At 70.4% G+C, this 21,862-nt stretch carries 23 protein-coding genes; 13 read left to right on the forward strand and 10 right to left on the reverse strand.

Features of this window, described 5'->3' with window-relative positions; translation table 11 throughout:
* The first annotated feature begins 51 nt into the window (after positions 1–51).
* Both IE325_RS17165 and IE325_RS17170 read left to right on the forward strand, forming a co-directional pair.
* Complete coding sequence (locus tag IE325_RS17165; RefSeq protein WP_190070772.1) at positions 52–765, forward strand: VIT1/CCC1 transporter family protein; 714 nt, start codon at positions 52–54, stop codon at positions 763–765.
* A gap of 114 nt (positions 766–879) precedes the next feature.
* On the forward strand, positions 880–1,923 hold the full coding sequence (locus IE325_RS17170) for a zinc-dependent alcohol dehydrogenase family protein (protein WP_190070773.1): 1,044 nt from the start codon (positions 880–882) through the stop codon (positions 1,921–1,923).
* 14 nt (positions 1,924–1,937) lie between these two features.
* On the opposite strand, the gene IE325_RS17175 is transcribed toward IE325_RS17170, so the two are convergent.
* The 3 genes from IE325_RS17175 to IE325_RS17185 all read right to left on the reverse strand — a co-directional run bounded on the left by IE325_RS17175 (position 1,938) and on the right by IE325_RS17185 (position 5,983).
* On the reverse strand, positions 1,938–2,966 hold the full coding sequence (locus IE325_RS17175; protein WP_190070842.1) for a CopD family protein: 1,029 nt from the start codon (positions 2,964–2,966) through the stop codon (positions 1,938–1,940).
* 78 nt (positions 2,967–3,044) lie between these two features.
* On the reverse strand, positions 3,045–4,406 hold the full coding sequence (locus tag IE325_RS17180; RefSeq protein ID WP_190070774.1) for a CoA transferase: 1,362 nt from the start codon (positions 4,404–4,406) through the stop codon (positions 3,045–3,047).
* A 56-nt stretch (positions 4,407–4,462) separates the two neighbouring features.
* Positions 4,463–5,983, reverse strand: coding sequence for a S8 family peptidase (locus IE325_RS17185; protein WP_190070775.1), 1,521 nt, complete (start codon positions 5,981–5,983; stop codon positions 4,463–4,465).
* A gap of 387 nt (positions 5,984–6,370) precedes the next feature.
* Here IE325_RS17185 and IE325_RS17190 point away from each other — a divergent pair, with 387 nt between their 5' ends.
* From IE325_RS17190 to moaA, 3 genes are all read left to right on the forward strand, one after another.
* Positions 6,371–6,727, forward strand: coding sequence for a DUF485 domain-containing protein (locus IE325_RS17190; protein ID WP_190070776.1), 357 nt, complete (start codon positions 6,371–6,373; stop codon positions 6,725–6,727).
* Positions 6,724–8,343: a monocarboxylic acid transporter gene (locus IE325_RS17195; RefSeq protein ID WP_190070777.1), complete on the forward strand. Its 1,620-nt coding sequence runs from the start codon at positions 6,724–6,726 to the stop codon at positions 8,341–8,343. The genes IE325_RS17190 and IE325_RS17195 overlap by 4 nt, the downstream gene beginning before the upstream one ends.
* 148 nt (positions 8,344–8,491) lie before the next feature.
* Entirely contained in the window at positions 8,492–9,481 is a 990-nt protein-coding gene (gene moaA, locus IE325_RS17200) for a GTP 3',8-cyclase MoaA (RefSeq protein WP_229911845.1), read from the forward strand.
* Here the strand turns inward: moaA and IE325_RS17205 are convergent.
* Both IE325_RS17205 and IE325_RS17210 read right to left on the reverse strand, forming a co-directional pair.
* The gene (locus IE325_RS17205) at positions 9,464–9,688 is read right to left on the reverse strand and encodes a hypothetical protein (protein ID WP_190070779.1); all 225 of its coding nucleotides are present in this window, start codon (positions 9,686–9,688) and stop codon (positions 9,464–9,466) included. The two genes, moaA and IE325_RS17205, sit on opposite strands and share 18 nt — an antisense overlap.
* Positions 9,689–9,901: 213 nt before the next feature.
* Positions 9,902–10,300, reverse strand: coding sequence for a DUF3099 domain-containing protein (locus IE325_RS17210; protein ID WP_190070780.1), 399 nt, complete (start codon positions 10,298–10,300; stop codon positions 9,902–9,904).
* A 212-nt stretch (positions 10,301–10,512) separates the two neighbouring features.
* On the opposite strand from IE325_RS17210, the gene IE325_RS17215 reads away from it, so the two are divergent.
* Entirely contained in the window at positions 10,513–10,791 is a 279-nt protein-coding gene (locus IE325_RS17215; protein ID WP_190070843.1) for a GlsB/YeaQ/YmgE family stress response membrane protein, read from the forward strand.
* A 111-nt stretch (positions 10,792–10,902) separates the two neighbouring features.
* Here the strand turns inward: IE325_RS17215 and tyrS are convergent, their stop codons facing one another.
* Genes tyrS through IE325_RS17230 form a run of 3 tightly spaced genes read right to left on the reverse strand, consistent with a single transcriptional unit; the run spans position 10,903 to position 15,141 of the window.
* On the reverse strand, positions 10,903–12,171 hold the full coding sequence (tyrS, locus tag IE325_RS17220; RefSeq protein WP_190070781.1) for a tyrosine--tRNA ligase: 1,269 nt from the start codon (positions 12,169–12,171) through the stop codon (positions 10,903–10,905).
* A gap of 55 nt (positions 12,172–12,226) precedes the next feature.
* Positions 12,227–13,621, reverse strand: coding sequence for a metallopeptidase TldD-related protein (locus IE325_RS17225; RefSeq protein ID WP_190070782.1), 1,395 nt, complete (start codon positions 13,619–13,621; stop codon positions 12,227–12,229).
* Positions 13,618–15,141, reverse strand: coding sequence for a TldD/PmbA family protein (locus IE325_RS17230; protein WP_190070783.1), 1,524 nt, complete (start codon positions 15,139–15,141; stop codon positions 13,618–13,620). The genes IE325_RS17225 and IE325_RS17230 overlap by 4 nt, the downstream gene beginning before the upstream one ends.
* Positions 15,142–15,380: 239 nt before the next feature.
* Between IE325_RS17230 and fabG the strand changes: the two genes are divergently transcribed.
* The 3 genes from fabG to IE325_RS17245 all read left to right on the forward strand — a co-directional run bounded on the left by fabG (position 15,381) and on the right by IE325_RS17245 (position 17,382).
* Complete coding sequence (gene fabG / locus IE325_RS17235; RefSeq protein WP_190070784.1) at positions 15,381–16,085, forward strand: 3-oxoacyl-[acyl-carrier-protein] reductase; 705 nt, start codon at positions 15,381–15,383, stop codon at positions 16,083–16,085.
* Between the two features lie 5 nt (positions 16,086–16,090).
* Complete coding sequence (gene fabI / locus IE325_RS17240) at positions 16,091–16,858, forward strand: enoyl-ACP reductase FabI (RefSeq protein WP_190070785.1); 768 nt, start codon at positions 16,091–16,093, stop codon at positions 16,856–16,858.
* 161 nt (positions 16,859–17,019) lie between these two features.
* On the forward strand, positions 17,020–17,382 hold the full coding sequence (locus tag IE325_RS17245) for a hypothetical protein (protein WP_190070786.1): 363 nt from the start codon (positions 17,020–17,022) through the stop codon (positions 17,380–17,382).
* Here IE325_RS17245 and IE325_RS17250 read toward each other — a convergent pair.
* Positions 17,360–18,052, reverse strand: a complete 693-nt coding sequence (locus IE325_RS17250) for a FadR/GntR family transcriptional regulator (RefSeq protein WP_190070787.1) — start codon at positions 18,050–18,052, stop codon at positions 17,360–17,362. The two genes, IE325_RS17245 and IE325_RS17250, sit on opposite strands and share 23 nt — an antisense overlap.
* 70 nt (positions 18,053–18,122) lie before the next feature.
* On the opposite strand from IE325_RS17250, the gene IE325_RS17255 reads away from it, so the two are divergent.
* The 4 genes from IE325_RS17255 to IE325_RS17265 all read left to right on the forward strand — a co-directional run bounded on the left by IE325_RS17255 (position 18,123) and on the right by IE325_RS17265 (position 20,565).
* Positions 18,123–19,415, forward strand: coding sequence for a CynX/NimT family MFS transporter (locus IE325_RS17255; RefSeq protein ID WP_190070788.1), 1,293 nt, complete (start codon positions 18,123–18,125; stop codon positions 19,413–19,415).
* A gap of 49 nt (positions 19,416–19,464) precedes the next feature.
* Positions 19,465–19,581, forward strand: coding sequence for an SGM_5486 family transporter-associated protein (locus IE325_RS46655; protein ID WP_268256357.1), 117 nt, complete (start codon positions 19,465–19,467; stop codon positions 19,579–19,581).
* A 193-nt stretch (positions 19,582–19,774) separates the two neighbouring features.
* Positions 19,775–19,981 (forward strand): hypothetical protein, encoded by a 207-nt coding sequence (locus tag IE325_RS17260; RefSeq protein ID WP_190070844.1) that lies wholly within the window; start codon positions 19,775–19,777, stop codon positions 19,979–19,981.
* Positions 19,982–20,046: 65 nt separating this feature from the next.
* Entirely contained in the window at positions 20,047–20,565 is a 519-nt protein-coding gene (locus IE325_RS17265) for a SixA phosphatase family protein (protein WP_190070789.1), read from the forward strand.
* 61 nt (positions 20,566–20,626) lie between these two features.
* Here the strand turns inward: IE325_RS17265 and serB are convergent, their stop codons facing one another.
* Positions 20,627–21,847, reverse strand: a complete 1,221-nt coding sequence (gene serB, locus IE325_RS17270) for a phosphoserine phosphatase SerB (protein ID WP_190070790.1) — start codon at positions 21,845–21,847, stop codon at positions 20,627–20,629.
* Between the last annotated feature and the right edge of the window lie 15 nt (positions 21,848–21,862).

The following is a 21,862-nucleotide window of genomic DNA, read 5'->3' on the forward strand; positions in this document are numbered from 1 at the left end:
TGCGGAGCGTTGGTACGTCCGTGATGCCCCGCGCGGTGCGATCCTCCGCATATGACCGAACCGACGACACAGGACGAGGCTCACGGCGGTGCGCTGGGGGAACGGCTGAACTGGCTGCGGGCGGCCGTTCTCGGGGCCAACGACGGCATCGTGTCGACCGCGGGCCTCGTCGTCGGTGTGGCCGGCGCGACGGACGACCGCGACGCCCTCCTCACCGCCGGGCTCGCCGGGCTGCTCGCCGGTTCGATGTCGATGGCGGCCGGGGAGTACGTCTCGGTGTCCACGCAGCGCGACTCGGAGAAGGCCGCGCTGGCCCAGGAGAAGCGGGAGTTGCGGGAACGGCCGGAGGCCGAGCTGGAGGAGCTGACGGACCTTCTGGAACGCCGGGGCCTGTCCCGGGACGTGGCCTCGGAGGCGGCGGTCCAGCTGACGGAACGTGACGCACTGCGGGCACACGCACGCGTGGAGCTCGGCATCGACCCCGACCGGCTGACCAACCCCTGGCACGCGGCCTGGGCGAGCTTCCTGGCGTTCACCGCCGGGGCACTCCTGCCGCTCCTGGCGATGGTGCTCCCCCCGTCGGACTGGCGCCTCCCGGTCACCGTCCTCTCCGTCCTGACCGCCCTCACCCTCACCGGCTGGAGCAGCGCCCGCCTCGGCGCGGCGGCCCCGACCCGAGCGGTACTGCGCAACGCGGCGGGCGGCGCGCTCGCCATGGGAGTCACCTATGTGGCGGGGTCACTGCTGGACGTGGCGGGGGCGTAGGGCCTGGCCACGGAGGTGCCCCGTCGTTCCTCGAAGCGCGCCGGGCTGCCACCGCGACGTACCGTGAGTACCGGCGTTCGACCACGCCGGACCAGAGGAGAGAAGGACCCCGCCATGCGCGCCACCACCATCCACGCCCCCTTCGACATGCGGGTCCAGGACGTGCCCGACGCCGTGGTGCGCGAGCCCGCCGACGCCGTGGTCAGGGTGTTGCGGGCCTGTATCTGCGGCAGCGACCTGTGGGCGTACCGGGGGGAGTCGGCGCGGCAGCCGGGCCAGCGCATCGGGCATGAGTTCCTCGGCATCGTGGAGGAGACCGGCTCCGAGGTGACCGGCATCCGGCGGGGCGACCTCGTCGTGGCGCCCTTCATGTGGTCCGACGGTGTCTGCGACTACTGCCGTGAGGGCCTGACGACGTCCTGCGAGCACGGCGGCTTCTGGGGCTCGGTCGGCTCGGACGGCGGCCAGGGTGAGGCCGTGCGCGTCCCCTTCGCCGACGCCACCCTCGTCCGGCTGCCCAAGGACGCCGCTTCCGACGATCATCTGCTGTCCGCTCTGCTGACTCTGTCCGACGTCCTCGGCACCGGGCACCACGCCGCCCTCGGCGCCGGGGCCCGCCCGGGCGTCACGGTCGCCGTGGTCGGGGACGGGGCGGTCGGACTGTGCGCGGTGCTCGCCGCCAAGCGGCTCGGGGCCGAGCGGATCATCGCGCTCGGACGCCATCAGGTCCGCACCGACATCGCCCGCGGCTTCGGCGCCACCGACGTCGTCGCCGAGCGCGGGGACGACGCCGTGGCGGCCGTACGCGAACTCACGCGCGGGCAGGGCGCGCACGCCGTGGTCGAGGCCGTCGGCACCGAGCAGTCCATGCGTACGGCGGTCGGCATCACCCGCGACGGCGGCGCCATCGGCTTCGTCGGAGTGCCGCACGGCAGCGGCACCGGGCTCGACCTCGGCGTCATGTTCGACGGGAACATCGCGCTGCGAGGCGGCGTCGCACCCGTGCGCACCTATATCCCCGAGCTGCTGCCCGACGTCCTGGACGGCACCATCGACCCGTCCCCGGTCTTCGACCTGACCGTCGGTCTGGAGGACGTCCCCGCCGGCTACAAGGCGATGGACGAGCGCACCGCGCTCAAGGTCCTCGTCACCAACTGAGGCCGCTCGACGCTTCACCAGCGGATCGGCACCGGCAGCGCCGTCAGCAGCCCCGACAGCGCGATCACCAGACCCAGGACGACGACCTCGGCCCGCGCGGGCGAGGCGGCGGACAGCGGGTCGTCCGCGCGGCGCAGCCGGATCCGCGCCCACAGCGCCAGCGCGGCGACGGCCACCACCAGGATCACCTTGGCCAGCAGGGCACGCCCGTACGCGGTCCCGGTCAGCTGGTCCAGGATCGTGTCCGAGGGCATCCGGCGCAGCGAACTCCACACCCCGGTCGCCGTGATGGCGGCCAGCAGTACGGCAGCCACGCGCGCGTAGAGCCCCAGCAGGGCGGCGCCCGCCTCCTGGACGCGCCAGACGCGCAGGGTCCGCAGGGCATGGAGCAGCCCGCCGACCCACAGCGACGCGCAGATCAGATGCACCAGCGTCAGTCCGGAACCCAGCAGCGGGCTGTGCTCGGGTGCGGGATGCGCGCGCAGCGCCTCGGCGATCACGATCGCGGTCAGCGGCCAGACCTGGGTGGCCGGACGGCGCGACAGGGCGCACAGCCCGGCCACGGCGAAGGCGTTGACCTCCAGCAGGGCGAGCTTGCCGTCGCGCGAGGAGTACAGGCCGCCGATGTCGAGGTCGGAGGGGCTGTGCGGCACGAGGTTGCCCGTGGAGACGACGGAGGCGAGCCCGAGGGCGGCGCCGAAACCGACGGCGGCCGCATACGGTGCCCAACTGCGGGGCCCGGCCGGGGGAGCGCCGGGCACGGCCCGGGCCAGCCGGTGCACGAACAGCTCCCCCAGCGGGACGCACAGCGCCGCGAACAGCGCCGCACGCAGCAGCGCGATACCGCCACTGCCGGGCGCCGCGGCCTCCCCCGTGTCGTGCAGCGCTGCCGACGGCCCGAGCAGCGGGATCAGTGCCGCCAGCCCGAGCAGGGCGAGCACGGCCACCGTCCGGGCGATGCCGGGGCGCGGTCCCGGCACACTCCCGTCGGTCGCGCCAGGGGAGGATCTTGCCAATGTCACCTCAAGATCTTCACAAAGCATCACAGAGTCGGGCAAGTATCGGAAAGCAAGTGGGGTGCCGCATTCCGTACGGGGGTACGGCCCGGACGGCGGGGCCGCTCACTCCCAACGCGCCGGATCCGCACCCCAGACCCCGGGCGGCCGCGTCCAGTCGACGGGACCGCCCTCGAACGACACCGGCGATCGGGCGTACCGCAGCCGCCCGAGTGCGCTCTCCCGCTCGGCGAGCCAGGCATCGGGCCGGTCGTATCCGGCATCCCCCCGAGCGCCCGGCCGGATCCCGTTCACCAGCCAGTCCGACGTCCGCGCCAGCGCGAACCGCACACAGCGCCCGTCCCCCTGTTCCTCCCGCTCGGTCAGCGCCCGCAGCACGGCCGCCGCCAGCAGATACCCCGTGCCGTGGTCGAGGGCCTGCGCGGGCAGCGCACCGGGCCGCTCGGCCGATCCCTCGGTCGCCGCGATCCCGGTGGCGACCTGCACGAGGCTGTCGAAGCCGCGCCGCTCGCGCCAGGGCCCGTACGCGCCCCACGCCGACAACTGCGCCACGATCAGCCCGGGCCGCCGCTCGGCCAGTGCCTGTGCCGACAGCCCGAACCGGTCCAGGGCGCCCGGCCGATAGCCGGTGACGACGACGTCCGCCGCCGCGAGCAGTTCCTCGAAGGTGCGCCGGTCGGCCGCCAGGTCCAGCCTCGCCGAGCGCTTCCCGAAGCCCGTGTCGGCGTGCTGGTCGGCCAGTTCGGGCAACTGCGGCGCGTCCAGGCGCAGGACGTCCGCGCCGAGCAGTGCGAGCGTGCGGGTGGCGACCGGTCCCGCTATGACCCGCGTCAGGTCCAGGACGCGTACCCCGGCGGCGGGCAGCAGGGGAGTGCCGTCGAGCGGCGGGAGCGCACGCGCACGTGCCGCGGTCAGCCGTTCGTGCTCGACGAGCGGCCGCCCGGCCACCGCCACCGCCTGCTCGTGCGCCGCCCACTCCTTCGGCGTACGCAGCGCGACGGCCAGCCCGCCGGCCGCGTACACGGCGTCCTCCACGTCGCGCGAGGACCGCTCGGCCAGCGCGGCCTCCAAGGCGTCCGGATCGGCCACCTTGAGCGCGGCCAGCAGCCTGGCCCGGTGATGCGGATAGTTGGCGTGCGTGCGCACCCAGCCGTCCGCCGTCCGCCAGAACCGGGACAGCGGCGCGAAGTTGACCGGTGCGCGTCCGTCGACCAGCAGGTGCCGTTCGCTCACGAACGCCGTGGCGATCGCCCCGTCGTCCAGCCGGACCCGCGGTACCTCGGCGAGCCCCGCCCGCCGCGCCCCCAGCTCGGCGGCGGCCAGCGCGCACGCGCCCACGCACGCGCGCGCCAACTCCCGTACGGGAAGACGCGCTTCGAGCGCGCCCTCCCGCACCACGGTCGTCACCCGGGGGAGAAGGGCGGGGTCGCCGCCCACTTCGGACCAGGTGTGATCAAGTGCAGTCATGACTGCACTATGCGGTATCTGACTCAGCCAACGGAGCCCTTTCGGGGCCGATGACCTCAGTCGACGGCGTCCAGGGCGTTCACGATCCCGAACCCGTAGAAGCCGTTGAACCGCTTGCCGCCCACACACACCGCGTCCGGCGTGCCGTCGCCGTTCTGGTCGTACGACTCCGGGCAGCCCGGGTTGTCCGCCTGCGCTCTGAGCAGCGCGTGCAACTGGGCCGGAGTCGCCTTCGGGTAGCGGGACTTCAGCAGCGCGGCGACGCCCGCGGCGTGCGGGGAGGCCATCGACGTGCCCTGGAGATAGCCGTACTGGTTGTTCGGGAGGGTGGCCAGGATGCGGCCGTTCTTCGACGGGGTGTCCGGGGTCTGGTAGCGCCCGTCGCCACCCGGGGCCGCGATGTCGACGACGCCGTAACCGTACGAGGAGTAGTACGACTTGAGGTTCTTCACGCCCGTCGCGCTGACCGTGACGACACCGGGCAGCTGGGTCGGCACGTCGAAGCACTTGTGCGGGTCGACGGTGCGCTTGACCGCGGTCGAGTCGTCGGGGCTGCTGTCGTCGACGAGGGCGTCGGAGTCCAGGTCGTGGTTGGAGTTGCCGGCCGACGCGAAGTTGAGGGTGCCCTTCTTCTGGGCGTACAGCTGGGCCCTGTTGACGGCGTCGACGATCGCCCGCTGGTCCGGGTCGTCCATGCAGTTGTAGAGCCACGGGTCGACGTAGTAGCTGTTGTTCGTGATCTCCACGCCGTGATCGGCGGCGAACACGAAGGCGCAGACGACGCTTTCGGGGTAGTAGAGGCCGTTGACGGGGTCGCTCACCTTGATGGCGGAGACCTTCACGCCGGGCGCGACCCCCGCGATACCGATCCCGTTGCGGGGCGCGGCGATCTCACCGGCCACATGGGTGCCGTGGGAGTCCTCGGCGGTGTCCGGCCGCCAGGCGCCCGCGCCGGTGTCCGCCTTGCCGCCGACGCAGTTCGCGGACTGGGCGGCGGAGAAGTTCGGCGCCAGGTCCGGGTGGGTGTCGTCGACGCCGTTGTCGATCACGGCGACGGTCACCCTGGGGCTGCCGGGGTTGATCCGCGCGGCCCGGTCGGCGCCGATCGCGCGCAGGTTCCACTGGTCGGCCTCCAGCGGCTCCCCCTGGCCCGCGGCGCCGATGGTCCTCCGGGCCTGCTGCTCCGTCAGGGGCTGGACGGGACCCTCGTCCGTGGTCCCGGCCGCGGTCAGGGGCGCCGTACGGGTCGCGCCCGCCGACTGGACGCCGCGCACCCCGCGTATCGCCTTGGCGAAGTCGGGATACGCCGAATGGACGACGATCACACCGATTCGCTCGTACGTGATCACGACGGTGCCGCCCGCCGCCTCGATGGCCTTCTTCACCGACTCGATCGTGCGACGGTCCGGGCTGGTATTGACGACATAGGCCAGGTTGGGCGCCTCCGTGGCCTGTGCGACGGGCTCCGAGAGCGGTGCCGCCGAGGCCGCCGTCGGGAGGAAGCCGAGCGAGGCGGTCAGCGAGAGGGCGAGCGGGACGGCGAGGGCGAGTCGGCGTCTGGACCGCAGATGAGCCATGGGATCTCCACATCATCCGGAACCGGAACCGCCCGAGCGGCGGATCGCGCTCGGGCAGGTACATGACGAGTGGTGCTGCGCCGAAGCTATCCCCGAACCCGCTGGCCAGCAATCCGGCCGAGGCGACTCAGGAAAGAAGCCCGAGGAGTTGAACCGGTTCTCGCGTGGCGCCGTGACCTTGGACAGGAGGCGCGAGCACGATCGAGCCCCCTGTTGGATCACGCGCCGGGGCCCTACCATCGCGAGCCGGCTCAAGTGATCCATGTCACTGCGAAGAACAGAGCCGCCATGCCCGTACCCGACCCGTCCCCGACTCCTGATCCGTCCCCAACCCCCCAACCGTCCCCGTCCACCGTCGCAACAGCGCCCGCAACGCGAGGAGACTCCGTGGCCACCGACGCACCGCCCCCCTCGAAAGAGGAACACAAACTCCCCTCCACCGAGGAGTTCGCCGAGGTGCAGCAGAGTGCGGAGTTCAGTGAACTGCGCCGCTCCTACCGCTCCTTCGCCTTCCCGCTGACCGTCGCCTTCATCGCCTGGTACCTGCTGTACGTCCTGCTCTCCAACTACGCGGGCGACTTCATGGGCACCAAGCTGTTCGGCAACATCAATGTCGCGTTCGTTCTCGGTATCGCCCAGTTCGTCACCACGTTCCTCATCGCCTGGTGGTACTCGCGCCACGCCGGTACCAAGCTCGACCCCAAGGCCGAGGCCATCAAGACCCGTATGGAGGGCGGCGCATGAGCCCCGCGATGACCCTTGCCGCAAATGAGGCCAGCGAGCACCGGCCGCTGATCATCACCCTGTTCGCGCTCTTCGTGGTCGCGACCCTGTTCATCACCGTCTGGGCGGGCCGCCAGACCAAGGACGCCGCCGACTTCTACGCCGGCGGCCGCTCCTTCAGCGCCTTCCAGAACGGCCTCGCCGTCTCCGGCGACTACATGTCCGCCGCGTCGTTCCTCGGTATCGCGGGCGCCATCGCCCTCTTCGGATACGACGGTTTCCTGTACTCCATCGGGTTCCTGGTCGCCTGGCTGGTCGCCCTGCTCCTGGTGGCCGAGCCGCTCAGGAACTCCGGCCGCTACACGATGGGCGACGTGCTCGCGTACCGCATGCGCCAGCGCCCCGTGCGCACCGCGGCCGGCACCTCCACGATCGTCGTGTCGATCTTCTATCTGCTCGCCCAGATGGCGGGCGCGGGCGTCCTGGTCTCCCTGCTGCTCGGCATCACCTCCGACGCGGGCAAGATCCTCATCGTCGCCCTCGTCGGCGTCCTGATGATCGTGTACGTCTCCATCGGCGGCATGAAGGGCACCACCTGGGTCCAGATGGTCAAGGCCGTCCTGCTCATCGGCGGCACGATCCTCATTACGTTCCTCGTGCTGCTGAAGTTCAACTTCAACATCTCGGATCTGCTGGGCAAGGCCGCCGAGAACAGCGGCAAGGGCGCCGCCTTCCTGGAGCCCGGCCTCCAGTACGGCTTGAACAGCACCTCCAAGCTGGACTTCATCTCCCTCGGCATCGCCCTGGTCCTGGGCACCGCCGGCCTTCCGCACATCCTGATCCGCTTCTACACGGTGCCCAACGCCAAGGCCGCCCGTAAGTCCGTGAACTGGGCCATCGGCATCATCGGCGGCTTCTACCTGATGACCATCGCCCTCGGCTTCGGCGCGGCGGCGCTCATCTCCCAGGACGAGATCATCGCGTCCAACCCGTCAGGCAATACGGCGGCACCCCTGCTCGCCCTGCACATCGGCGGCGTCGATTCGGCGTGGGGCGCGATCCTGCTCGCCACCATCTCGGCGGTGGCCTTCGCGACGATCCTCGCGGTCGTCGCCGGTCTGACCCTGGCCTCGTCCTCGTCGTTCGCCCACGACATCTACGCGAACGTCATCAAGAAGGGGCAGGCCACCGAGAAGGAGGAGATCCGGGCGGCCCGCCTCGCCACCATCGGCATCGGCGCCGTCTCCATCCTCCTCGGCGCCCTCGCCCGCGACCTGAACGTCGCCGGCCTGGTCGCCCTGGCCTTCGCGGTCGCGGCCTCGGCCAACCTGCCGACGATCCTCTACAGCCTGTTCTGGAAGAAGTTCACCACCCAGGGCGCGCTGTGGTCGATCTACGGCGGTCTGATCGTCGCCGTCGGCCTGGTGCTGTTCTCGCCGGTCGTCTCCGGCGACCCGAAGGCGATGTTCCCGGACGTCGACTTCGCCTGGTTCCCGCTGAAGAACCCGGGCATCATCTCCATCCCGTTCGGCTTCTTCATGGGCTGGCTCGGCACGGTCCTGTCCAAGGAGGAGCCCGACGCCGGCAAGTACGCGGAGCTGGAGGTCCGGTCCCTGACCGGCACCGGCGCCCACTAGGCAGGCATCCCGAGCGGCCGCGTCGTAGATCCCTACGACGCGGCCGTGTCGTACGTCGTGGGATCGGGCCGGTGTCGCTGTCAGTGCGGTCACGTAGGCTCACAGGTGACGGAAGTTGAATCCGGCTGTGACGAGGGAGGGGGCCCACGTGCTCATCGACACCTACGGCCGAGTGGCCACCGACCTGAGGGTTTCGCTGACCGACCGCTGCAATCTGCGGTGTACGTACTGCATGCCCGAGGAGGGCCTGCAGTGGCTGGCCAAGCCCGACCTGCTCACGGACGACGAGATCGTCCGTCTGATCGACATCGCCGTGACCTCCCTAGGTATCGAGGAGGTCCGCTTCACCGGCGGCGAGCCCCTGCTGCGCCCAGGCCTGGTCGGCATAGTCGAGCGCGTGGCGGCCCTGGCCCCCCGCCCCCAGATGTCCCTGACGACCAACGGCATCGGCCTCAGGCGCACCGCGTCCGCCCTCAAGGCGGCGGGCCTGGACCGGGTCAATGTCTCCCTGGACACCCTCCGCCCCGAGGTCTTCAAAACTCTCACCCGCCGCGACCGCCACAAGGACGTCATCGAGGGCCTCGATGCCGCCCGCGACGCCGGCCTGACTCCGGTCAAGGTCAACTCGGTCCTGATGCCGGGCCTGAACGGCGACGAGGCTCCCGACCTGCTGGCCTGGGCGGTCGAGCACGACTACGAACTGCGCTTCATCGAGCAGATGCCCCTGGACGCCCAGCACGGCTGGAAGCGCGACGGCATGATCACCGCCGGTGACATCCTGACCTCCCTGCGCACCCGCTTCGAGCTGACCCCCGAGGGCGAGGAGAAGCGCGGCTCGGCCCCGGCGGAGCGCTGGCTGGTGGACGGCGGCCCGCATGTGGTCGGCGTGATCGCCTCGGTCACCCGTCCGTTCTGTGCGGCCTGCGACCGCACCCGCCTCACGGCCGACGGCCAGGTCCGCACCTGCCTGTTCGCCCGCGAGGAGACCGACCTCCGCGCAGCCCTGCGCTCCGGCGCCCCCGACGAGGAGATCGCCCGCATCTGGCGGCTGGCGATGTGGGGCAAGAAGGCGGGCGCGGGCCTCGACGACCCGTCGTTCGTCCAGCCCGACAGGCCCATGTCAGCCATCGGTGGCTGAAGGGGCCTCTTCCCACTCCGCCAGCAGGACGACGTCCTTCAAAAAGCCCCGCACCCCGAGAAACTGCGACAGATGCTCGCGATGCTCTTCACAGGCGAGCCATGTCTTTCGCCGCTCCGGCGTATGAATCTTCGGGTTGTTCCACGCCAGCACCCAGATGGCATCGGCTCGGCAACCCTTGGCGGAACAGATAGGCGTGTCACTCACAGATACGTCTCACAAGTCGCGGACAAAAAGGCGACGCCGAGCAGCCACGGGGGGAGCTGCCCGGCGTCGGTCCGTCGCTCCGACGGGGGATGCGGAGCGCCTACGAAGTATGTCACGGGTAACCCGTCGCCCGGCACCGGAACAACACTATTGATCTGAGCTTTTCCTGAGCTTGGCGGAGAGTCGCCTTCCGGAAGGAAGCGGTCCGCGGAATCACACCCCGTCACGCGGTTTGTTTTGTGCGCCGGGCTCCGAATCGCCCGACACATCTTCCGGGACGGATTCCGCGAAACCGTCATTCGTCCGCGGCGGCGCGATCATCGGCCGTACATGCGCGGTGACGAACGTCGACGGCAGACCCGGCGCGTTTTCCCGCCCCGCGTTGGCGATCACGACCGCGATGTACGGCAGGATCGCGCCGAGCACCAACGCCACGATCGCCACGTGCCGTTCGACGTTCCACAGCGTGGCCGCGAGGATCACCGACAGCGTGCGGATCGACATCGAGATGATGTACCGGCGCTGCCGGCCGCGCACATCGTCCTGGAGACCCGCGCGGGCTCCGGTGATCCGGAACACCTCGGTGTTGCCGCTCGCGTGCAGCTTCCGCATCACATTCCACCATCCGCCCGCATCGGACTCGCCCCCGGTCCGTCTCGTCTCCCACGTTACGCCCCGTCTGCGCCGTCTACGAGACCGGGGCCCCTGTCACCTGGGGGAACGCGGTGGGCCGTAACGCGTACGGCCGTACCCCGCATGCGGCGTACGAGGGGCGCGCCAAGACTGGGCGTACTGCTCACCCCGAGCCGTACGAGGAGGCAGCCATGGGCTGGTTGTGGGCGATCATCGTGGGATTCGTGCTGGGCCTGCTCGCAAAGCTGCTCATCCCGGGCAAACAGCACAGCCCTCTCTGGCTGACCACCATCTTCGGCATGCTGGGCGCCATCGTCGGCAACTCCATCGCCCGAGCATTCGGCGTCGAGTCCACCCGCGGCATCGACTGGAGCCGGCACATCTTCCAGATCGTGGCGGCGGTGATCATCGTGTACGTGGGGGACATGCTGTACATGGCGACGCTGGGGAAGAGGAAGCAACAGACCTGAGGCGCCCCGAAGGGGCGCGGGGCTGTGTCAATTTGCGGCTCCGCCGCATGGGCGCGATCAACCACGACGAAGCCGCAGCCCGCAGATCACCGCACCCCTGCGGCGAACCCGCTAGACGCCCGTAACCTCTACGGCCGCCAGGTTCTTCTTCCCTCGCCGCAGCACCAGCCACCGCCCATGCAGAAGGTCCTCCTTCGCAGGCACGGCATCCTCCCCGGCGACCTTGACGTTGTTCACGTATGCCCCGCCCTCCTTCACGGTCCGCCGCGCAGCCGACTTGCTGGCCACCAGCCCGACCTCGGCGAAAAGATCAACCACCGCGCCAAGCTCGGCAACCCGAACATGCGGCACCTCGGACAGCGCCGCAGCCAACGTCGCCGCATCCAGCTCGGCCAACTCACCCTGACCGAAGAGGGCGCGAGACGCGGCAATGACTGCGGCCGTCTGCTCGGCGCCATGCACCAGCGTCGTCAGCTCCTCGGCGAGAGCCCGCTGCGCGGCCCGCGCCTGCGGACGCTCCTCCGTCTGCTTCTCCAGCCCCTCCAGCTCCGCACGGGACTTGAAGGACAGGATGCGCATGTACGTAGAGACGTCCCGGTCGTCCGCGTTCAGCCAGAACTGGTAGAACGCGTACGGCGTCGTCATCTCCGGGTCGAGCCAGATGGCGCCGCCCTCGGTCTTGCCGAACTTGGTGCCGTCCGCCTTGGTCATCAGCGGCGTCGCCAGCGCGTGCACCGCCGCGTGCGGCTCCAGCCGGTGGATCAGGTCCAGACCGGCCGTGAGGTTGCCCCACTGGTCGCTGCCGCCCTGCTGGAGCGTGCAGCCATGCCGCCGGTACAGCTCCAGGAAGTCCATGCCCTGGAGCAGCTGGTAGCTGAACTCGGTGTAGCTGATGCCCTCTTCGGACTGGAGCCGGCGGGCCACGGAGTCCTTGGTGAGCATCTTGTTGACGCGGAAGTGCTTGCCGATGTCCCGCAGGAACTCGATGGCCGACAGACCGGCCGTCCAGTCCAGGTTGTTCACCATCACCGCGGCGTTGTCGCCCTCGAAGGAGAGGAAGGGCTCGATCTGCCCGCGCAGCCGGGTCACCCAGTTCGCGACCGTCTCCGGGTCGTTCAGCGTGCGCTCGGCCGTGGGGCGCGGGTCGCCGATCTGGCCCGTGGCGCCGCCGACCAGCGCCAGCGGGCGCAGGCCCGCCTGCTGGAGGCGGCGCATGGTGAGGACCTGGACCAGGTGGCCGACGTGCAGGCTGGCCGCGGTCGGGTCGAAACCGCAATAGAACGTGACGGGACCGTCCGCGAGCGCCTTGCGCAATGCGTCCTCGTCAGTGGACAGGGCGATCACGCCACGCCACTTCAGCTCGTCGACGATGTCCGTCACGGTTCTCGTGTCTCCTTGATGATCTCGGGCAGTCGGGTGACAGCCGACTACGAGGTTATACGCCCTGACTGACAGAGCTCATGTTGAAATCGGGGACGCGCAGCGCCGGCATGGCCGCCCTGGTGAACCAGTCGCTCCACTCCCTGGGCAGCGTCTTCTCGGTGCGACCCGCCTCCGTGGCCCGCCCGATCAGGTCCACCGGCGACTCGTTGAACCGGAAGTTGTTGACCTCGCCGGTCACCTCGCCGTTCTCGACGAGGTAGACACCGTCCCGGGTCAGGCCGGTGAGCAGCAGCGTCGCCGGGTCGACCTCGCGGATGTACCACAGGCAGGTCAGCAGCAGCCCGCGCTCGGTGGCGGCGACCATCTCCTCGAGCGAGCGGTCCTCGCCGCCCTCCAGGATCAGATTGTCGATGCCGGGCGCCACGGACAGCCCGGTCAGCCCCGCGCTGTGCCGGGTGGTCATCAGGTGCTTCAGCTCGCCCCGGCTCATCCACTCGGTGGCCGCGAGCGGCAGCCCGTTGTCGAACACCGACTGGTCGCCGCCGGAGGAGTGCGCGATCACGAAGGGCGCGGACTCCAGGCCCGGCTCGTTCGGGTCGCTGCGCAGCGTCAGCGGCAGCTCGCTCAGCTTCTCGCCGACGCGTGTCTTGCCGCCGGGCTTGGAGAACACGGTCCGGCCCTCGACCGCGTCCCGCCCCGACGCCGACCACATCTGGTAGATCAGCAGGTCGGCCACGGCGGTCGGCGGCAGCACCGTCTCGTACCGTCCCGCCGGCAGCTCCAGACGCCGCTCGGCCCAGCCGAGGCGTACGGCCAGCTCGGCGTCCAGCGCGGTCGGGTCCACGTCCTTGAAGTCCCGTGTGGAGCGCCCTGCCCACGCCGAGCGCGTACGGTCCGGCGACTTGGCGTTCACCTCCAGCGTCCCGTTGGGCTGGTCGTGCCGCAGCCGCAGCCCCGTCGACGTACCCACGTACGTCGACACCAGCTCATGGTTGGCGAAGCCGTACAGCTCCCGTCCGCCCGCACGCGCGCGTGCGAACGCCTCGCCGAGCGCCGGCGCGAAGTCGGCGAACACGGCGGACGACGTCTCGGCCGGGGCGTCGGTGAAGTCCTGGGACGCGGGTACGTCCGTCACCAGCGGCTGTGCGTCCTCGGCGGGCCCGGCACCGCGCGCGGCGGCCTCGGCGGCCCGCACCAGCGGCTCCAGCTCGTCCATGATCACGGCGGACCGGGACACGACGCCGGAGGCCGTGCCCTCCTTGCCGTCGACGGTCGCGACGACGGTGAGCGTGCGCCCGCGCGTGACGCCGTTCGTGGTGAGCGCGTTGCCCGCCCAGCGCAGATTGGCGGTCGACTGCTCGTCGGCGATGACGACGCACCCGTCGGCCCGGGACAGCTCCAGGGCCCGCTCGACGATCTCGTGCGGCTTGTTGGTGCGCGGGCTCATCGACCGGCCTCCTGGGTGGTGTTCAGAATGTTGACGCCCTTGAAGAGGGCCGACGGGCAGCCGTGCGAGACGGCCGCGACCTGCCCCGGCTGGGCCTTGCCGCAGTTGAAGGCGCCGCCCAGGACATAGGTCTGCGGACCGCCCACCGCCGCCATCGAGCCCCAGAAGTCGGTGGTCGTCGCCTGGTAGGCCACGTCCCGCAGCTGACCGGTGATCCGCCCGTTCTCGATCTTGAAGAACCGCTGTCCGGTGAACTGGAAGTTGTAGCGCTGCATGTCGATCGACCAGGACCGGTCGCCGACGACATAGATCCCGCGGTCGACGCTGCCGATCAGATCCTCGGTCGACATCCCGGCCGGATCCGGCTGCAGCGAGACATTGGCCATGCGCTGCACCGGCACGTGCCCCGGGGAGTCGGCGTATGCGCACCCGTTGGACCGCTCGAACCCGGTCAGCTTCGCGATGCGCCGGTCGAGCTGGTAGCCGACCAGGGTGCCGTCCTTCACCAGGTCCCAGGACTGGCCCGCGACGCCTTCGTCGTCGTAGCCGATGGTCGCGAGGCCGTGCTCGGCGGTTCGGTCACCGGTGACGTTCATCAGGTCCGAGCCGTACCGCAGCTTGCCGAGCTGGTCGAAGGTGGCGAAGGAGGTGCCTGCGTAGGCGGCCTCGTAGCCGAGGGCGCGGTCCAGTTCGGTGGCGTGGCCGATGGACTCGTGGACGGTCAGCCACAGGTTGGAGGGGTCCACGACGAGGTCGTACGGCCCCGCCTCGACGCTCGGCGCCCGCATCTTCTCGGCGAGCAGCTCCGGGATCCGCTCCAGCTCGCCCTCCCAGTCCCAGCCGGTTCCCGTCAGGTACTCCCAGCCGCGTCCGACCGGCGGCGCGATGGTGCGCATGGAGTCGAACTCGCCGCTCGACTCGTCCACCGACACGGCGGTCAGCTGCGGGTGCAGCCGGACCCGCTGCTGGGTCGTCACCGTCCCGGCGGTGTCGGCATAGAACTTGTTCTCATGGACGGTGAGCAGCGAGGCGTCCACATGATTGACGCCGTCCGCCGCCAGCAGCCGCGCGCTCCAGTCCGCCAGCAGCCCCGACTTCTCCTCGTCGGGCACCGTGAAGGGGTCGATCTCGTACGACGAGATCCAGGTCCGGTCCCTGTGCACGGGCTCGTCGGCGAGCTCCACCCGCTCGTCGGAACCGGCCGCCTTGATCACCTGGGCGGACAGCTTCGCCATCGCCACCGCCTGCGAGGCGACCTTGGCGGCGGCGTCCAGCGTCAGATCCACCCCGGACGCGAACCCCCAGGTCCCGCCGTGCACCACCCGCACCGCATAGCCCAGGTCGGTGGTGTCCGAGGACCCGGCGAGCCTGGCGTCCCGCAGCCGCCATGACGCGCTGCGCACCCGCTCGAACCGGAAGTCCGCGTGCTCGGCACCCAGCGCACGCGCGCGTGCCAGCGCCGCGTCGGCCAGGGCGCGTAGCGGAAGCGCCGTGAAGGCTTCATCGATCGTATGAGGCACGGAGGTCTCCCTGCTGTCGTGGCCTGTCGGCCCGATCATTTCGCGCGGGCGGGGCAGCGGACCACATGTTTCCGGCTGGAGTCGGCCTGTTTCTGTAGAGACCCGACAGTGACTCCCGTTAGCCACTGTCGGTGCCCGAATGTCCCCCGCCGCGACCGGCCCGATAGGTTTTCGGAGAAGCCGCCTGTCATCACGCTGTTCGGGCGGGTGTGTCAGACCCCTATCGAAAGGGTGATCCGTTGAGCCGCTCGGTTCTCGTCACCGGAGGCAACCGGGGCATCGGCCTCGCCATCGCCCGCGCTTTCGCCGACGCCGGCGACAAGGTCGCGATCACATACCGCTCGGGTGAGCCGCCGGCCGGCTTCCTGGCCGTCAAGTGCGACATCACCGACACCGAGCAGGTGGAGCAGGCCTACAAGGAGATCGAGGCCGAGCACGGCCCGGTCGAGGTGCTGATCGCCAACGCCGGCATCACCAAGGACCAGCTCCTGATGCGGATGTCCGAGGAGGACTTCACCTCGGTCGTCGACACCAACCTCACCGGCACCTTCCGGGTCGTCAAGCGCGCCAACCGCGGCATGCTGCGCGCCAAGAAGGGCCGCGTCGTGCTCATCTCGTCGGTCGTCGGGCTCTACGGCGGTCCCGGCCAGGCGAACTACGCCGCCTCCAAGGCCGCCCTGGTCGGCTTCTCGCGCTCCCTCGCCCGTGAGCTGGGCTCGCGCAACATCACCTTCAACGTCGTCGCGCCCGGCTTCGTCGACACCGACATGACCAAGGTGCTCACCGACGAGCAGCGCGCGAACATCGTGTCGCAGGTCCCGCTCGGCCGTTACGCGCAGCCGGAGGAGATCGCCGCGACGGTGCGGTTCCTCGCCTCGGACGACGCCTCGTACATCACTGGAGCCGTCATCCCCGTTGACGGCGGACTGGGAATGGGTCACTGATCACCATGAGCGGAATTCTCGAGGGCAAGCGCATCCTGATCACCGGTGTGCTGACGGAGGCCTCCATCGCCTTCCACGCCGCCAAGCTGGCCCAGGAGCAGGGCGCCGAGGTCATCCTGACCGCCTTCCCGCGGCCCACGCTGACCGAGCGCATCGCCAAGAAGCTCCCGAAGCCCACCAAGGTCATCGAGCTCGACGTCACCAACGACGAGCACCTCGCCCGCCTGGCCGACATCGTCGGCGAGGAGCTCGGCGGCCTCGACGGCGTCGTGCACTCCATCGGCTTCGCCCCGCAGGACGCGCTCGGCGGCAACTTCCTGAACACGCCGTTCGAGTCGGTCGCCACCGCCATGCATGTCTCGGCGTACTCCCTGAAGTCGCTGACCATGGCCTGTCTGCCGCTGATGCAGAACGGCGGCTCGGTCGTCGGTCTCACCTTCGACGCGCAGTACGCCTGGCCGCAGTACGACTGGATGGGCCCGGCCAAGGCCGCCCTGGAGGCCACCAGCCGCTACATGGCCCGTGACCTGGGCAAGCAGAACATCCGCTGCAACCTGGTCTCGGCCGGCCCGATCGGCTCCATGGCCGCCAAGTCCATCCCGGGCTTCAGCGACCTGGCCTCCGTGTGGGACAGCCGCTCCCCACTGGAGTGGGACCTCCAGGACCCCGAGCCGGCCGGCCGCGGCATCGTCGCGCTGCTGAGCGACTGGTTCCCGAAGACCACCGGCGAGATCATCCACGTGGACGGCGGCCTGCACGCCATCGGCGCCTGATCCCACCTGCGTCGACGCCCCGTTCTCCCGCCCGCGCGGGGGAGCGGGGCGTCACCCGTTCGGCCCATCAGTCGAGGCGGGCCAGGTGGGTGACCGCGCACTGTTGGAGTACGCGTTCCGTCGCGTGAACCCCTCTCCCGTACGGCCGAGGAGGTCCCGTTGTGCGCTTGTCCCGCCGCTTGGCCTCAGCGACCGTCGCCGTCGCACTCGTCCTGCCCGTGTCCTGCGCGGCGATCGCCCACGCGCGTGTGCACTCCGCCGAAGCGGTCGCCGAGACCGAGCCCGGGGAGCCGTTCGGCGCCGCGTGCCGGATCAGCGTCACCGGCTCCCGGGTGACCGCGTACTGCCACAACCCCTATCCGGAGACCGACAGCGTGACCCTGCATGTGGAGTGCGCCCGCTGGTGGGACCTCGACAGCGACGGCTCAGCGGTGGACGCCGAGCCCGCGCAGACCGTGCGGCTGACCGCCCGCTGCTGGAAGGAGATCGACTCGGCGTGGGTCAGTCACCGGCGGGAGGGCTGACGCGTCCCGGACGGCAGTGGAAGGGATAGCCCGCCGCCTCGTCCGTGGCCGCCGAGGCGTCGCCCGCGCGGATCGCGTCCACCAGCCGCGTGTGGTCCAGATAGGTCTCCGGTGTCAGTTCGGTGCCGACGTCGTCGCGCAGCCAGTCCACCAGGACCTCGCCCAGGTCCGCGTACATCGCGGTCATCACATCGTTGTGGGAGGCCGCGACCACGGCCAGGTGGAAGGTCGCGTCCGCCGCGACGAACGCCTCCGTGTCACCCGACTCCCAGGCCTCCTCGCGCCGCGCCAGCAGCGTGTCGAGCTGCTTGAGGTCCTTCTCCGTGCGCCGCTCGGCGGCCAGCTTCGCGGCACCCGACTCCAGCGTGGAACGCAGCTCCGCGATGTGCCGGGGGTCGGCGTCGGTGAAGCGGCGGTGCATCACGCCCGCCAGCTCGCTGGTCGCCACCACATAGGTGCCGGAGCCCTGGCGGATGTCCAGCAGGCCGTTGTGCGCGAGGGCGCGGACCGCCTCGCGGACCGTGTTGCGGGCCACACCGAGCTGCTCGACCAGCTCGGGCTCGGTCGGGATACGGGAGCCGACGGGCCATTCGCCCGAGGCGATCTGGTTCCGCAAAGCCGCGATGACCTGCTCGGACAGCGCCGAGCGCCGGGGGTGGCTCAGAGGCATGGCACACCTTCGCTGATCAGGACCGGGACGGAGTGGCCCCGGGGTGGACAACCAATCATCCCATGATTCTATGATGGGTCTCATGGCAAGCGAGGAAACCCGGACGGTGACGTCCATGCGCATACCCACCCCCGAGGCACACACCGGCACAGAGCCCGCCACGCGCGCGTGGACGATCCGGCTGGTCATGCTCGCCATCGTGCTGACCGCCCTGAACCTCCGCCCCGCCATCACCAGTCTCGGCGCCCTTCTGGAAGAGGTCCGCGACGCGCTCGGCATGAGCGGCAGCGTCGCCGGACTCCTCACCTCGGTGCCCCCGCTGTGCTTCGCCGTCTTCGGCGTCACCGCCCCGCGCCTGGCCCGCCGCTTCGGCCCCGGCGCCGTGGTCTGCGCCGGCATGGCCGCCATCACCACGGGCCTGCTCATACGGCCGTACGTGGGCAGCACACCCGGCTTCCTGGCCGCCACCGCGCTCGCCCTCATGGGCATCGCCGTCAGCAACGTCCTGATGCCGGTCATCGTCAAGCGCTGGTTCCCGGACCGCGTCGGCTCCATGACCGGCCTGTACTCGATGGCCCTCGCCCTCGGCACCGCCTCCGCGGCGGCCGTGACGGTGCCCATGACCGAGATGCTCGGCGGGAGTTGGCAGACCGGGCTCGCCGTCTGGGGCGCGCTCGGGGTGACGGCCGTGCTGCCGTGGATCCCCTTCGTACGGGACCGGAAGCCCGCTCCCGCGCCGTCCGCGAGGGAGGACCACGCGCGCGTGGACACGCCCCCGGTGCGCATCACCCGAAGCCGCACCGCCTGGGCCCTCGCCGTCTACTTCGGCCTCCAGGCCACCGGCGCCTACATCACGATGGGCTGGATGGCCCAGATCTTCCGGGACTCGGGGGTACATGCGAGTACGGCCGGGCTGCTGCTCGCCGTGACCATGGTGATGGGCGTGCCGCTGGCCTTCGTCATCCCGCGCCTGGCCACCCGACTGCCCCACCAGGGGCCGATCGTGCTAGCCCTGGGCGCCTGCGGCCTCGTCGGCTACGCCGGGCTGTATCTCGCGCCGGTCGGTGGTGCCTGGGTCTGGGCCGTGCTGCTCGGCGTCTCCAACTGCTCGTTCCCGCTGGCCCTGACCATGGTCGGCATGCGGGCCCGGAGCAGCGCGGGCGTGGCCCAGCTGTCGGGCTTCGCGCAGAGCACCGGCTATCTGATCTCCATCCCCGGCCCCCTCCTGGTCGGCGTGCTCTACCAGCACAGCGGCGGCTGGGGCCTGCCGATCGCCCTCATGGCCGGCCTGATGATCCCCCAGATGGCGGTGGGCGTCCTCGCGGGACGCAACCGCACCGTGGAGGACGAGACGGTCCGCTGACCTCACCCCCGGCGGACCGGCCGTGGGCGGTGGGTGCGAGACTTGCCCCATGCCAGTGCTCGACCCGAACCCCCAGAACGGCCAGAAGAAGATGCTGCTCGTCTTCGGCACGTTCTTCGCCATCTTCGTGATCATCGCCGTCATCGCGACGATCGCCTCTCCCTGACCCGGGCCTCCCGACGGCCACCCCCGTCACCCCTCGGCACGCCGATGGTGGGGCTAGCACCACCATCCCCTAGGGGGTGAGTGTCAGGGTCAACTGGGTGGATCACCGGATGGGTTGAGGGCCCGGGAATCCGTAACTTCGAAGTGTGACCGCGACAGGCGAACACCGGCACTCGAAGACCCACGGAGGCATCATGTCGGCCCGTACGCACACCCCGACCCACCCGGCGTCCACGGGCCGCGCCGACATCCGGCTGCCCTGGTGGGCCCTCGCCCTGCCGACGCTCGCCTTCGTCACCCTGCTGACGCTGATCCTGAACCCGTCGGACGCGCACGCCGCCACCGCCGAGCCCGCGATCACCCAGCTCTTCGCGCACATACAGCAGTTGATCACGCGCTGAGCACCGCGAAAGCCGCCCGTCAACTCCCTGCGCCCCATGGCCTGTTTCATGCGAAGCTGGATCTCATGAGCGTCGCAGAACCCCGCAGGATTGTCCTCTTCCGGCATGCGAAAGCCGACTGGCCACAGGTGACCGACCATGAGCGGCCGCTCGCCGACCGGGGCCGACTGGACGCGGCAGAGGCCGGACGCAGGCTGGCCGACACCGCCATCCCCTTCGATCTGGCCCTGTGCTCCACCGCGACCCGGACCCGGGAGACCTGGAAGCTCGCAGTCCATGAGTTCCCGCACCGGCCGAAAACCATCTACGAAGAGCGGGTCTACGAGGCCTCGCCCGGCGAGCTGATCGCCGTGCTCAACGAAACGCCCGACGACACGCAGAGCGTCCTGCTGATCGGCCACAACCCCGGCGTCCAGGGCCTCGCCGAGATCCTTTCCGGCTCCGCCGACGGCGATGCCCGCGAGCGGATGAGCCGCCGGGGCTTCCCGGCCGCCGCCTTCGCCGTGCTCTCCTTCAGCGGCACCTGGAAGGCGCTGGAGCCCGGCGCGGCCACTCTGCTCGACTACTGGGCGCCATCCGAGTGACCTACCCGCACGAAGGGGCCCGGCACCGTCGCGGTGCCGGGCCCCTGTGCGTGCGGGTAGGTCAGTCCTCTTCGTGCATGTCCGCCGACTCGACCTCTTCGCGGGTGACACCGAGCAGATACAGGACCGTGTCCAGGAACGGCACATTGACCGCCGTGTGCGCGGCCTCCCGCACCATCGGCTTGGCATTGAAGGCGACGCCCAGACCGGCCGCGTTCAGCATGTCCAGGTCATTGGCACCGTCACCGATCGCCACCGTCTGCGACAGCGGCACACCGGCCTCGGCGGCGAACCGGCGCAGCAGCCGCGCCTTGCCCGCCCGGTCCACGATCTCGCCGGTCACCTTGCCGGTGAGCTTTCCGTCGGCGATCTCCAGCGTGTTCGCCTGGGCGAAGTCCAGCCCGAGCCGCTCCTTCAGATCATCGGTGACCTGAGTGAACCCACCCGAGACGACCCCCACTTGATAGCCGAGCCGCTTCAGCGTACGGATCAGGGTGCGCGCGCCCGGCGTCAGCCGCACCTCGCTGCGCACCTTCTCCACCACGGAGGCGTCCAGCCCCGCCAGGAGCGCCACGCGCGCGTGCAGCGACTGCTCGAAGTCCAGCTCACCACGCATCGCGGCCGCCGTCACCTCGGCCACCTCGTCCTCACAGCCGGCGTGCGCCGCGAAGAGCTCGATCACCTCGTCCTGGATGAGCGTGGAGTCCACGTCCATGACGACGAGCCGCTGGGCGCGCCGATGCAGTCCGGCGGCGACGACGGCGATGTCGACACCCAGTGCCGCCGCCTCCGTCACCAGGGCGGTGCGCAGCGGCTCGGTCTCCGCGCCGGACACCGCGAACTCCACCGCCGTCACGGGGTACTTGGCGAGCCGGAAGATACGGTCGATATTGGCGCCGGACCTGGTGATCTCGGCGGCGACGGCGGCGGTCGCCTCCGCGGTGAGCGGGTGCCCGAGCACGGTCACCAGCGACCGTCCGAGGCCGCGCGGGCGGTTGTCGCCCCGGCCGGAGATGATCTCCGCCTGCATCTTCATCGACTCCGCCCAGCTGTGGACGGTCGCCCGCAGATCCCCCTCCCTACCGGCCGGCGGCTGCGTCACGAGTGCGCACAGCGTGATCCGGCCACGGGTGACGACCTGCTCGATGTCGACCACGTCGACGGAGTAGGCGGCCAGCGTGTCGAAGAGGCCGGCCGTGATGCCCGGCCTGTCCTTCCCGAAGATCTTGACGAGAAGAGTGGGGACATCAGCGGGGATATCAGAGGTCTGCGAAGCGCTCATGGTGCTTCCACCGTA

This window comes from Streptomyces lanatus (assembly GCF_014655715.1).
GTDB lineage: Bacteria > Actinomycetota > Actinomycetes > Streptomycetales > Streptomycetaceae > Streptomyces > Streptomyces lanatus.